11 protein-coding genes are annotated in these 12,247 nt (G+C 38.5%); 8 read left to right on the top strand and 3 right to left on the bottom strand.

Features of this window, described 5'->3' with window-relative positions; genetic code table 11:
- Positions 1–7 precede the first annotated feature (7 nt).
- A complete protein-coding gene (locus tag H4K35_RS03465; RefSeq protein WP_182625992.1) occupies positions 8–874 on the bottom strand; it encodes a hemin ABC transporter substrate-binding protein in 867 nt (288 codons plus the stop codon).
- A gap of 278 nt (positions 875–1,152) precedes the next feature.
- Between H4K35_RS03465 and H4K35_RS03460 the strand changes: the two genes are divergently transcribed.
- The 6 genes from H4K35_RS03460 to H4K35_RS03435 all read left to right on the top strand — a co-directional run bounded on the left by H4K35_RS03460 (position 1,153) and on the right by H4K35_RS03435 (position 5,882).
- Positions 1,153–1,950 carry a M48 family metallopeptidase gene (locus H4K35_RS03460; protein WP_182625991.1) on the top strand — a complete coding sequence of 266 codons (798 nt, stop codon included), beginning with the start codon at positions 1,153–1,155 and terminating at the stop codon, positions 1,948–1,950.
- Between the two features lie 511 nt (positions 1,951–2,461).
- Positions 2,462–3,676: an aminotransferase class V-fold PLP-dependent enzyme gene (locus H4K35_RS03455; protein ID WP_182625990.1), complete on the top strand. Its 1,215-nt coding sequence runs from the start codon at positions 2,462–2,464 to the stop codon at positions 3,674–3,676.
- Positions 3,677–3,698: 22 nt separating this feature from the next.
- Positions 3,699–4,115: a SufE family protein gene (locus H4K35_RS03450; protein ID WP_182625989.1), complete on the top strand. Its 417-nt coding sequence runs from the start codon at positions 3,699–3,701 to the stop codon at positions 4,113–4,115.
- A gap of 27 nt (positions 4,116–4,142) precedes the next feature.
- On the top strand, positions 4,143–4,463 hold the full coding sequence (locus tag H4K35_RS03445; RefSeq protein WP_182625988.1) for an iron-sulfur cluster assembly protein: 321 nt from the start codon (positions 4,143–4,145) through the stop codon (positions 4,461–4,463).
- Between the two features lies 1 nt (position 4,464).
- Positions 4,465–4,980, top strand: coding sequence for a DUF2480 family protein (locus H4K35_RS03440; protein WP_182625987.1), 516 nt, complete (start codon positions 4,465–4,467; stop codon positions 4,978–4,980).
- 56 nt (positions 4,981–5,036) lie between these two features.
- Positions 5,037–5,882 carry a DUF3078 domain-containing protein gene (locus H4K35_RS03435; protein ID WP_182625986.1) on the top strand — a complete coding sequence of 282 codons (846 nt, stop codon included), beginning with the start codon at positions 5,037–5,039 and terminating at the stop codon, positions 5,880–5,882.
- Between the two features lie 48 nt (positions 5,883–5,930).
- Here H4K35_RS03435 and asnA read toward each other — a convergent pair whose 3' ends face one another.
- Positions 5,931–6,932: an aspartate--ammonia ligase gene (asnA, locus tag H4K35_RS03430; RefSeq protein WP_182625985.1), complete on the bottom strand. Its 1,002-nt coding sequence runs from the start codon at positions 6,930–6,932 to the stop codon at positions 5,931–5,933.
- 258 nt (positions 6,933–7,190) lie between these two features.
- Positions 7,191–8,432 (bottom strand): GTPase HflX, encoded by a 1,242-nt coding sequence (gene hflX, locus H4K35_RS03425; protein WP_182625984.1) that lies wholly within the window; start codon positions 8,430–8,432, stop codon positions 7,191–7,193.
- Between the two features lie 689 nt (positions 8,433–9,121).
- On the opposite strand from hflX, the gene H4K35_RS03420 reads away from it, so the two are divergent.
- A complete protein-coding gene (locus tag H4K35_RS03420; protein ID WP_182625983.1) occupies positions 9,122–10,048 on the top strand; it encodes a type IX secretion system membrane protein PorP/SprF in 927 nt (308 codons plus the stop codon).
- 18 nt (positions 10,049–10,066) lie between these two features.
- Positions 10,067–11,980, top strand: coding sequence for an OmpA family protein (locus H4K35_RS03415; protein WP_182625982.1), 1,914 nt, complete (start codon positions 10,067–10,069; stop codon positions 11,978–11,980).
- The last annotated feature ends 267 nt before the right edge of the window (positions 11,981–12,247 follow it).

Genomic DNA, 12,247 nt, shown 5'->3' with positions numbered 1-12,247 from the left:
CGTTTCCTTATTCTGATAACTGTTGATTTAATTGGGTAACAGCTTGACCAATACGCGGCGTAAAGCCAGTTAACAACAAGCCATCCATGGCGATGATTTTCTTGTTTTTACCTGCATTTGTACGGTCTAATCCTTCGATTTTTAACACGCCTTCTACTCCACCCATACTTTGTAATCCTGTGTCAAACATCAAGATGTAATCAGGGTTGCTGTTTAATAAAGCTTCCGGAGTAAGTGGTTTGAAATCTTCGAATCCAGTTACTGCATTTTGTCCTCCTGCTAATTCAATAATGCTTTGCATTGGTGTTTTATCTCCTGCTACAAATAAGTTCGCCGCACCTCTTGCATAGATGAAAAGAACTTTAGGTTTGTTTTCTAAGGTTTTTACTTGTGCTTGTTCTTGATCAATTTTAGCTACTAAGCCTTCGTAATCAGTAAGATTTAAACTCGTAGCGATGTCTTTGATTAAGGCTTTCGTTCCTTCAACTGAATACACCTGATCAATCACCACTATTTTGATGTTAGCATCTTCTAACTGCTTCTTCAAATTTTCGTTTAAATCTTTCTTCGCAATGTATACAATTGTTGGTTTCAACGCTAGAAGAGCCTCAATATTGATTTTATTTACGTGCTCTAATTGTGTTGCTGTTGTATTCATATCTGTTGGATAGGTACTTGTAACATCGATTCCCACGATATTATTGCGTTGACCTAAATCAACTAAAGTTTCTGTAATGGCCCCGTTTAAGGAAACAATACGTTCGTTCGAAGTTGTTACTTCTGTGTTAGTTGTTTCTACAGCTTTCTCTTCTTTGCTGTTTTTACACGCGATTACTGATAACGCGACTAAGACTACAAGGGCAGTTCTTTTCATACCGGATTCTTATTTTAATTAAATCTGAATAGAGGCAAAAATAGGGTTTTTTACACTCAAACAAAATATATTAAGATTAATTTTAAATTATAGCTAAAGTCGTGGTAGCCTGAGGATATGTTAAAAAAATCGAAATACAAATTGACAAAAAGTGCAACGGTTAAAGGGAGATTGAAAAAGAGCAGATTATATGGGGGCGTGCTTTTGTCATTCTGACAAAAAATCAGGCGCAATGAATTGCTTTTTTACAGTATATTTGCTGTATTAAAAAAGTAACTATGAAAAAAATTTTATTTACAGCAGCCGTAGCATTTATGGGAATGACAACGGCTCAGGCGCAATTAGGTAAATTAAGCGGAAAAAAAATCGACGCTATTACAACTGCGGTTTCTGCATTTACTGTATCAGATGCTGAAATTAAGCAATCGGCACAAGAAGCAATCAAGTGGATGGATGAAAACAATCCGATTTGCGAGCTAAATTCTAAGCAAAAAGACATGCGTGAGTATGCTGAGCGATTAGAGCGTATTTTTGGGCCATATAAGAACTACGATGGCTTAAATTTAAACTACAAAGTGTATTATGTAACGGATATCAATGCCTTTGCTTGTGCTGATGGAAGTATCCGTGTATTCTCTTCCTTGATGGACATCATGACAGATGACGAATTATTAGCGATAATCGGCCATGAGATCGGACACGTGAAATTAGAGCACACCAAAAATGCCTATAAGCAAATTTTATTAGCAGAGGCAGCAACAAAGTATGTAGGTTCTACTAAAGGAACTGTGGCAGACCTGATGAATTCGGATTTAGGAGGGATGTCAGAAAAATTGATGGGAGCTTCTTTCTCGCGTAAACAAGAAACGGATTCAGATGATTATTCGTACAAGTTTTTAGTGGCGAATGGGAAAGATCCACAAGCTTTGGCTGATGGATTCCAAAAATTCGCTGACATGGAAAAAGAATACGGAGCAGACAAATCATTAGGAGCTAAAATTTCAGCTAGTCACCCAGACAGTGAAAAACGCGTAAAACGCGTAGAAGAAAAAATTAAAAAAGACGCAAAAAAATAGTCTTTTCTGCATAAGAAAGTAAAAAAGAGTGCTCCATAAGGGCACTCTTTTTTTTTTGGCTTTACGATTAGACTTAAACGGAATAACTGTAGGTTGACTACATAATACAAGCGTTCTGCCTCCATAGTGCGTCTATTAAAATGGCCATTTTAATAGACGCACTATGGACTTATAATGGACTCACTATGGACGCATGTCCTATAAAAACTAGGCGAATTTGTTTAAAGTATACGAGGTGAAAAAGCGATAGAAAAAGGGAAGAGGACGCTATCTTTTGTGAAGAAAAAGCTAAATATTAAATTAAAAGCTAAAATCCTTAGGTGTTGCATTTAAGGTATTTAGCCGTAGAGTTTCTACTTTTCCTCTTTTAGAAGTAAAAGGTATAGGGTGTTTTAGTAAATAATACAGCTATTTTTTAATAAATGCAGTATTGTATTGCGAATAGATTGTTTTCTGCAAACAAATGGGATTCACTATCTTTGTCTATAATTTTGATTAAAAAAGACAGATTATGTTCGATATAAAAGCAGTTAGAGATGATTTTCCAATCTTGCAACAACAAGTAAATGGAAAGCCTTTGGTGTATTTTGATAATGCTGCTACAGCTCAAAAACCCAAAGTGGTTGAAGAAGCAATCAAAAACTATTACGAGACGATTAATGCGAATATTCACCGCGGTGTTCATACGTTGAGTCAATTGGCTACTGATGCATACGAAGAATCGAGAAAAAAAGTGCAACAACATATCAATGCCAAAGAAGATCGAGAGATTATTTTTACACCAGGAACGACATTTGGCATCAACTTAGTGGCTCATGGCTTCGGTGCTTTGTTAAAGGAGGGCGATGAAGTTTTGATTTCTGCGATGGAACACCATTCGAATATCGTGCCTTGGCAGTTCGCTTGCGAGCGTTCTGGCGCTACGCTCAAAGTCATTCCAATGAACAAAAAAGGCGAATTGATTCAGGAAGAATTTGACGCCTTGTTAAGCCCTAATACGAAAGTATTGGCTATTACGCATATATCGAATGCCTTGGGAACAATCAACCCGATTAAGGAGATGATTGCCAAAGCACATGCTGTCGGCGCCGCAGTTTTAATTGATGGAGCTCAAGCAACACCACATATTAAACCCGATGTACAACAGCTCGATTGTGATTTTTACGTTTTTTCTGGACATAAGATCTGTGGGCCAACAGGAACCGGAGTTTTGTATGGTAAAGAAGCGTGGTTAAACAAATTACCTCCTTATCAAGGCGGTGGGGAAATGATCAAAACGGTGACCTTCGAAAAAACGACCTATGCGTGTTTGCCTCATAAATTCGAAGCGGGAACACCCAACATCGCAGGCGGTATCGTTCTGGGTCATGCACTTGATTACTTGAACAACTTAGGTTTTGACAATATTCAAGCCTATGAACATGAGTTGTTGAAGTATGGAACACAACGCTTACTCGAAATTGAAGGCCTTTACATCGTGGGGACTGCAGCTGATAAAACTTCAGTTATTTCCTTTAATCTAGAGGGTTTACACCCTTATGATGTAGGGGTAATTGTCGATAAACTTGGCGTTGCCGTGCGAACAGGACATCACTGTACGCAACCTATTATGGATTTCTTTGGTATCCCGGGTACCATTAGAGCTTCATTTAGTTTTTACAATACAAAAGAAGAAATTGACATCTTGGTGGAAGCCGTTAAAAAAGCCAAGCAAATGCTGTCATAAAGCAAATTGAAATAAGAAAAATATGACGATAAGAGAAGCACAAGAAGAGATAATAGATGAATTCTCTATGTTTGAGGATTGGATGCAACGCTATGAGTATATCATTGAATTAGGGAAAACACTTCCTATTATTGATGCACAATACCAAGTAGAGGAAAACTTAATCAAAGGTTGTCAATCCCAAGTGTGGCTGCACGCTGAAAATATAGAAGGTAATATTGTATTTACAGCCAATAGTGATGCCATTCTTACCAAGGGAATTATTGCTATTTTAATTCGTGTTTTTTCCAATCAACATCCAAAAGACATCGTAGAAGCCGATTTGTCTTTTATTGACGAAATTGGATTGAAAGAACATTTATCACCCACACGCGCAAATGGATTGGTTTCTATGATCAAACAAATTCGCATGTACGCTTTGGCGTTTCAAGCCAAGTAATTTTTAATTAAAAGAAAGAGTTTTAGTATGGAAGAAATAGACGTACAACAATTAGGAGAGAATATTGTTAAAATGTTGAAAACAATTTACGATCCCGAAATTCCAGTTGATATTTATGAATTGGGTTTGATTTACGACGTATTTGTCAATGAAACAAATGACGTGAAGATTTTAATGACTTTAACTTCGCCTAACTGCCCTGTAGCTGAGACCTTGCCAATGGAAGTAGAAGAAAAAGTGAAGTCTATCGACCAGGTGAATAACGTGGAGGTGGAATTGACATTTGAACCTACTTGGTCTAAAGATTTGATGAGTGAAGAAGCACAATTAGAGTTGGGATTGCTATAATATGGAAGGAGAAATTGTAAATAAAGTTGCCAATAGCGCACTAGTAGTTTTTGATTTGGAGGATTTATATCCCGAAAATCCAAGGATGGAAATCGACATTACACAATGGTTGTACGAAGGCTTAGTGTTAAGAGAAAAAGACTTTAGAGCGGCGTTAAAAGAAGTAGATTGGAGTCGTTATCAAGATGCTTATGTCGGTTTGTTTTGTTCGACAGATGCTATCTTACCTGGATGGGCTTATATGTTGTTAACTAGTTATTTACAACCTTTTGCGACCCGTATCTTCTTAGGGGATAAACACCATTTAGAACAGTCGATTTATCAGGAGTTACTATTTTCGATTGACTACAGTCAATACCAGGATTTACCTGTAATTATTAAGGGCTGCTCAAAGAAGGAAATTCCCGACGAAGCTTATGTCTTAGTTACTCAGTTAATGATGAATACGGCTCGTTCCGTTATGTTCGGTGAGGCTTGTTCTGCAGTTCCAGTTTACAAACGTTTAGCAAAAAAGTAATTTATTTTTGTCTTTTTCAACCTTTATTGTTATTTTCGTGTTAAAATAACAGTATTATGAGAAAAATTTTGCTTAGCATTGCTGCTGTGTTTATGTTGTATTCCGCACAAGCTCAGGAAGCTGAAGGAACGGAAGTTCAAAAAAAATGGACTTCTAAAGGGAATTTTGCCCTAATCGCAAATCAGTCGAGTTTTTCAAATTGGCAAGCAGGAGGGGATAATAACCTTGCTGGAAACGTGAACTTGAATTACGATTTGAATTACAAACAAGACGATTGGACTTGGGATAACAAATTTCAAGTAAGTTATGGTTTAACCAAATTGAAAGGGGAAAAAGAAAAGAAAACGGATGACCGTTTAGAAATTACCTCTTTACTTGGTAAACAAATGACAGACAAGTGGTATTACTCATTATTCATGAACTTTAAAACACAGATGGATTCTGGATGGGATAAAGACGGGAATAAAAATACACACTTTATGTCTCCAGCTTATTTACAAATTGGACCTGGTTTATTGTGGAAACAAGATGATAACTTAAAAGTGAACATCGCGCCAGCAACTTCTCGTTTTATTATGGTTCATAAGCATTTTACTGAATTCGGTGATGCTTTTGGGGTTGAACAAGGTAAAACAATGGAGTATCAACTGGGTATGGCAGTAAATGGGTACTACAAGTTTAATCCAATGGAAAATGTTTCGATTGAGAACATTTTAAACTTGTACTCTAACTATTTAGACAAACCGCAAAATGTGGTGTTAGATTATCAATTAAACGTGGTGTTGAAAGTGAACAAGTACTTATCTACAAACTTGACTTTCCAAGCGATTTATGATGACAAAGCATACCAAGGTTTCCAATTACGTGAAATGGTTGGTTTAGGAGTAAATTATACTTTTTAATTAAGTATACAGCATAAAAAAGCTCGAGCATTGCTCGAGCTTTTTTTATTACAACAGCTGCAGGTTTTGCTGTTCCGCTTGTTTTCTTACTTCTTCTGGCCATAAACTGACCTGCACTTCGCCAATATGTCTTTTTCTCAACAAGAACATACACAGGCGTGATTGTCCAATGCCACCGCCAATGCTCAAAGGCAGCTGGTCGTTAAGCACAAGTTGATGGTACAACAACTTTGTTCGGTTAGTGGTTTGGGTGAGCTCCAGTTGGTGTTGTAAGGTCGCTTGATCGACGCGTATGCCCATAGAGCTCAGTTCTATCGCTTGCTCTAGTACAGGGTGCCAAACCAATAGATCGCCGTTTAAACCGCGGTATCCGTCCTCCGTAGGCGTACTCCAATCGTCATAGTCGGAGGCTCTACTGTCGTGTGCTTGTCCGTCAGACAGCGGATGTCCCACGCCTATTATAAATACAGCTTTGTGTTCTTTTGTTATCGCTTGTTCTCGCTCTTTAGGAGTGAGGGTAGGATAAAGCTGTAAGAGTTGCTCTGCCTGTATGAAGGCAAGATTAGTCGGAAGAATAGGCTCTATTTCTACCTGTTGCCAAAGCGTAGTTTCTGTGTCCTTGATGGCCTGGTACACAGTGCGAACTACCGTTTTTAAATAACTTAAACAGCGGTTTGAAGCCGCAATTCTCAGTTCCCAATCCCATTGATCGACATAGATAGAATGAATCGGACTATAGTCTTCCTCCGCGCGAATCGCACGCATATCCGTCAATATTCCTTCGTATAGCGGCAAGGCTAAGGCTTGTAAGCGAATTCGCTTCCATTTGGCGAGAGAGTGTACAATTACGGCATTATTCGATAAGAATTTTACAGGAAATGAAACTGCTTTTTCTACGCCATTTAGGTCGTCATTGATTCCCGTGCCTTCACTGACAAGCATGGGAGAAGAGATCGGATACAAATTCAAGTTTTCACTTAGGTTTGTAGCAAAGGTTTGTTTAATTAAAGCAATGGATTTTTCGGTCTGTAAAATGTCGTCTTTACGCATAAATGTACCTGGTATTAAAATTAATAAATAAAAAAAGGCCCCTCGAATGAGGAGCCTTGAAACGTTGAATAAATAATATAAGAATTAGCTTATCCTTGATCCATAGAAATTCCCCTTCGAATAGCAGATGCAATTCAAATTTGAAGAGAAATTAGTATTGATTAAATGTGTGATAAGCATTATAAATTGGCGTTTGATTAACTAAAGAATAAAGATACTATTTTTTATCTTGAAGATACCCTCAAATAAAAGTTAAATTTATTCGTCTTCGTTTTTTTCTTCGTTTTCGATTAAATGGTCAAAATCAGGGTATAAGAAATTGTTGTATGGGAATCGCGTCACGTGGATGTGACGTACCGCTTCGTATACCGTCTTTCTAAACTCCTCGAAGTTTTCTTTGTTTGTAGCTGAGATAAAAATAGCATTGTCAGGACCTACTTTACTCATCCACGTTTTTTTCCACTCGTCTATACTATAGTGACGCGACGTACGTTCCGTCATCAAATCATCTTCAGCAATCACTTCTGGGTGATAGGCGTCAATTTTGTTGAATACCATGATGGTCGGCTTATCATCACTTTTGATGTCTTTCAATATCTCGTTGACCGAAGCAATGTGATCTTCAAAGTCGTGATGTGAAATATCGACGACGTGCAAAAGTAAATCAGCTTCGCGTACTTCGTCCAACGTACTTTTAAATGACTCCACTAATTGCGTAGGTAATTTGCGTATAAATCCTACAGTATCAGAGAGAAGGAATGGTAAGTTGCCGATTACGATTTTGCGAACAGTTGTATCTAAAGTGGCAAATAATTTATTTTCTACAAAGACTTCACTTTTTCCAATGGCATTCATTAAGGTGGATTTTCCCACATTGGTGTACCCAACTAGGGCAACGCGAACCATAGCTCCGCGATTGCTGCGTTGAGAAGCCATTTGCTTGTCAATTACTTTTAATTTTTCTCGCAATAAGGTGATTCTGTCGCGAACAATTCGTCTATCAGTCTCAATTTCTGTTTCTCCAGGTCCACGCATTCCAATCCCCCCACGCTGTCTTTCTAAGTGGGTCCACATTCCCGCTAAACGAGGAAGTAAGTACTGAAACTGGGCGAGTTCTACTTGTGTTCTCGCATAAGACGTTTGAGCGCGTTGAGCAAAAATATCCAAGATTAAATTCGTGCGGTCTAAAACTTTACAATCCAATAACCTAGAGATATTCTTTTGTTGCGCTGGCGATAACTCATCGTCAAATATTACGGTGTGAATGTCGTGTTCAACAATATAATGCTTGATTTCCTCCATCTTTCCCGTTCCCAAGAAGGTCTTTGGATTCGGCTGATCTAATTTTTGACTAAAGCGCTTGTGTACTTCACCACCCGCCGTAATCGTTAAGAACTCAAGTTCATCCAAGTACTCATTTAACTTCGCCTCATCCTGATCTCTATTGATAATACCAACAATGACAGATCTTTCAAAATTTATTTCTTCTCTTTCAATCATATATATATTGTCTATGGTAACAAAATTAGTAAAAAAAATGGCTTGAATGTTTTTTGGGTGTGTGTTTGTGAATTCTTTGTATTGTTTAATAATTGAGTGTATTTGCTTTATTTTATTTATATAATAGTTAATTAACGAACTTTAATGTAATTTTTTATTTTCAAAATGTTAATAATTATTTAAAAAAAAATCATATGTTTGATGTTACTAAGTTGAAAATGGACAGAGCATATAAAAGTTGATAGACACTTTTGCTTTTTACTGCTTTGTTGGGTTGGCAGACAACGTAAAAATAAGCTAGTTATTTTTGTATATTGGCGCGTTCCACAAACAACTGAATAGCCCTTTTATCGATGGGCTAGGGGATTTGAAGGCAGAAAGAAATGTCAGTTGAAACTTTTCTGGCGGAGATTGGTTTTCTACTTGTATAAACCGTTCTAAAGATAAAGTGAAGGAGTAAGCTGTAGTTGAATGAGTAGGATGAGCAGTTTGTTAGTTAAAAATATTGGACAGCTGCCCAATCAGGGCAAGACAAACCTGAAGATACACGATCTCAAAACTTGTAGATAAGTAACTGTTACATTGTAATATATGAGGATCAGTTGCTGTAACTTAATTATTAATAACACCACCAACTGTGTGAAAATTCACACAGTTGGTTCAATTCTTTGTAAAAAATTAAATCGTATATGAGAAAAATATATTTAACACTAGGTTTACTGAGTTTGCTTAGTTGCCTAGAGACAAAGGCCCAACAAAACCCACAGTACACCCAATACATGTACAATATGAGTGTTGTTAACCCTGCTTATGCTGGTTCTAAGGATGCGGTTTCTATGGGAGCCTTATACCGCAAACAATGGGCTGGATTTAAAGGAGCTCCAGAAACGGGCACATTCTTTATCCACAGCCGAGTTGGTAAGAAAGTTGGGGTTGGATTGTCTTTTATCAATGACCGCATCGGGCCTGTTACTGAGAACAACCTCTATGGAGATTTCTCTTATACCTTGGAATTAGGCGGCGTGCACAAGTTGGCCTTGGGTATTAAAGCAGGTGCTACGTTTCACAGTGCGAACTTGTTTTCTGAGGTTGGTGATGGTTATACGATTGATCCCAATGACCCAGCTTTTGGCGCAGATAGTAAATCAACGCTTTTTAACGCAGGTATCGGAGCCTACTACTATACTGATAAATACTACATTGGTTTAGGAGTTCCCAACTTGATCAAAGAGTACTACCTGAATTACGATGGGAAAGACTTCGGTCAACGCGAGATCCATATGTTCTTAAATGGAGGTTATGTATTTGATTTAGATCAAGACTGGAAATTGAAACCTTCGACTATGATCAAATACGCACTTAATTCCCCTGTATCGTTCGACGTGAATATGAATGTGATGTATATGGATAAAATCGAGGCAGGTATAAGTTACCGCTTAGATGATGCCGTTGGAGGTATGATCAACTACCGAGTTACGCCTCAGTTGCGCGTAGGTTATGCTTATGATTACGTGACGTCAGACATCAATAAAGTAGCGAAGGGATCCCATGAGTTCATGGTGTTGTATGACATTTTCTTGTCTAAGAAAGTTTCTAGTTCATCCCGTTATTTCTAATTGATTAAAAAGCACACAATGAAAATAAGAAAGGTTTATTTAAGTCTGTTATTGGGTGGATTATTATCCACGCAAAGTCTAAGTGCTCAAGAGCCTATCAAACCACCTTTAGAGATTGCCAATGAACACTACAACCGCTACGAGTTTGTCGAGGCGGCAAAGGTGTATCAGAAGTTGATCCGCGGTGCCAAGACAGATAATTATATTTATTTACAACTAGCAGACTGCTATTACAACATTTTCAATACTGTTGAAGCGGCCAAATACTACGGGAAAGCCTTAGAGAAGGATCCTAGTTTAGATTCGGAGTTGTACTACCGTTACGCACAGATGCTCAAGGCTAGCGGACGCTATGAGTCGTCCAATGCTGCGATGAAGAAATTCGCTGAGCGCAACCCTGAGGATCAACGGGCTATTGCATTTTTACGCGAACCGGATTACATTCCAAGATTGCGCGAGCAAGAGGAGCTGTTTACCTATGAAGAGTCTGGGATCAACGACCGTCAGGGCAATGATTTTGGTGCCTTTTTAACCGTAGGTGACACGCTTTACTTTGCGTCTACTCGCGCAGGTAACAACTCAAAAAAGAAATACGGCTGGGACAACCAAGGGTATTTAGACATCTACCAAGCGAAATACAAAAACGCAGATGATCCCTTATACGATGTAGAACCGGTTTCAGAATTGAATACCAAATACCACGATGGTCCGTCTACCGTAACTGGGGATGGTCATACGATGTACTTTGCAACGGAGAGTTTCCGCGCAGGTAAGTTTGTGAAGAACAAAGCAAAATTGGTTAAGCTAGGAAAAGTAAGTGTTTTCCGTGCGACTAAGAAAAAAGACAAGTGGACCGATTTCGAGCCAGTTCCCTTCAATGGGAGTGATTACTCGGTTAGTAATCCTAGTGTGAGCAAGGACGGTCGTACGCTTTACTTTTCTTCCGACATGCCAGGTACGATGGGTAGCACAGATATATGGAAAGTAGATATTGATTCGGAAGGCAACTACGGCACTCCGGTTAATATGGGTAGTCAGATCAACACAGAAGGACGAGAGTCTTTCCCCTTTATTTCAGAGGATGGCAAGTTGTACTTTGCCTCGGATTCCCGCAAGGGCTTTGGCGGTCTAGATGTTTATGTTGTAGACTTAGCCATTCCTCAGGCAGAGCCTAAGAACTTAGGCTCTCCTATTAACACGGCAAAAGACGATTTTGCCTTTTCGTTTTACCCGGGCAAAGACATCGGTTTCTTTTCAACCAACCGCGTTGGTCGCGATGATATCTACAAGGCAAAACCTGTTTGTAATACAGAGATGTATGTAACGGTTACCCACAAAGATACAGGTAAGATTCTCGAGGGTGCCCGTGTAGACATTTTTGATGACCGCAAGAACTTGATAGAAACCAAGTTTACAGATCGTCGCGGTATCGTGGAATACGTAGTTGACTGTGATAAGTTTTACCACTTACAGGTTGACAAAGAGGACTTCGAAGGCAAGTCTATCGAAGTTCCGTTGAACCGCAAAGGAGGACGTCAGCTAGTGAATGTTGCTTTGCGTCCGATTGAGGTGATCGTCACGAAAGACGAAATCATCTTAGGTGATATTTACTTCGAGTTTGACCGTTCGAACATCACCCAACAAGGGGCTTTCGAGTTGGATAAGTTAGTGAAGGTAATGAAGCGCAACCCACAGATGCGCATCAAAGTAGGCGCTCATACGGACAACCGCGGAAGTGCAACCTACAACCAGAAGCTATCGGAGAATCGAGCGAAGACCACCGTTCAATACGTGTTGTCAAAAGGCATAGAGCCTTATCGCCTAGAATCCCAAGGATATGGCGCTAGTGAGCCGAAAATCGATTGTAAATCAAACTGTTCCGAAGAGGATCACGCGATCAATAGACGCAGTGAATTTGTTATCCTCAAATAAAAATATGTAAGTATTAAGTTTAGTATAGTTAGAAAAGTCCTCACCCTGTTATGGGGTGGGGATTTTTTGTTACGTACTAGAAATGAATAATTAGCAACAAAATGACAGAATGTTATGATTCTGTTAATATAAAGGGGCTTTAAGTGTTTTGTTGATGAAGATATTGTTTTATTTTGTGTAATTTAATGTTTATGTGTATTTAATTTACTTATATTTTTACATCTTCTGTTTTGTTAATCTTTATGTTTTGTTAATATTAATATAAAA

It is taken from the genome of Myroides sp. NP-2 (assembly GCF_014145665.1).
In the GTDB taxonomy this organism is placed as follows: Bacteria; Bacteroidota; Bacteroidia; order Flavobacteriales; family Flavobacteriaceae; genus Flavobacterium.
This window is presented reverse-complemented; position numbering and strand designations above follow the sequence as displayed.

Bases quoted from the DNA above. Each gene is read 5' to 3' on its own strand.
- H4K35_RS03465 (WP_182625992.1), bottom strand. From the start codon at position 874: ATGAAAAGAACTGCCCTTGTAGTCTTAGTCGCGTTATCAGTAATCGCG.
- H4K35_RS03460 (WP_182625991.1), top strand. From the start codon at position 1,153: ATGAAAAAAATTTTATTTACAGCAGCCGTAGCATTTATGGGAATGACA.
- H4K35_RS03455 (WP_182625990.1), top strand. From the start codon at position 2,462: ATGTTCGATATAAAAGCAGTTAGAGATGATTTTCCAATCTTGCAACAA.
- H4K35_RS03450 (WP_182625989.1), top strand. From the start codon at position 3,699: ATGACGATAAGAGAAGCACAAGAAGAGATAATAGATGAATTCTCTATG.
- H4K35_RS03445 (WP_182625988.1), top strand. From the start codon at position 4,143: ATGGAAGAAATAGACGTACAACAATTAGGAGAGAATATTGTTAAAATG.
- H4K35_RS03440 (WP_182625987.1), top strand. From the start codon at position 4,465: ATGGAAGGAGAAATTGTAAATAAAGTTGCCAATAGCGCACTAGTAGTT.
- H4K35_RS03435 (WP_182625986.1), top strand. From the start codon at position 5,037: ATGAGAAAAATTTTGCTTAGCATTGCTGCTGTGTTTATGTTGTATTCC.
- asnA (WP_182625985.1), bottom strand. From the start codon at position 6,932: ATGCGTAAAGACGACATTTTACAGACCGAAAAATCCATTGCTTTAATT.
- hflX (WP_182625984.1), bottom strand. From the start codon at position 8,432: ATGATTGAAAGAGAAGAAATAAATTTTGAAAGATCTGTCATTGTTGGT.
- H4K35_RS03420 (WP_182625983.1), top strand. From the start codon at position 9,122: ATGAGAAAAATATATTTAACACTAGGTTTACTGAGTTTGCTTAGTTGC.
- H4K35_RS03415 (WP_182625982.1), top strand. From the start codon at position 10,067: ATGAAAATAAGAAAGGTTTATTTAAGTCTGTTATTGGGTGGATTATTA.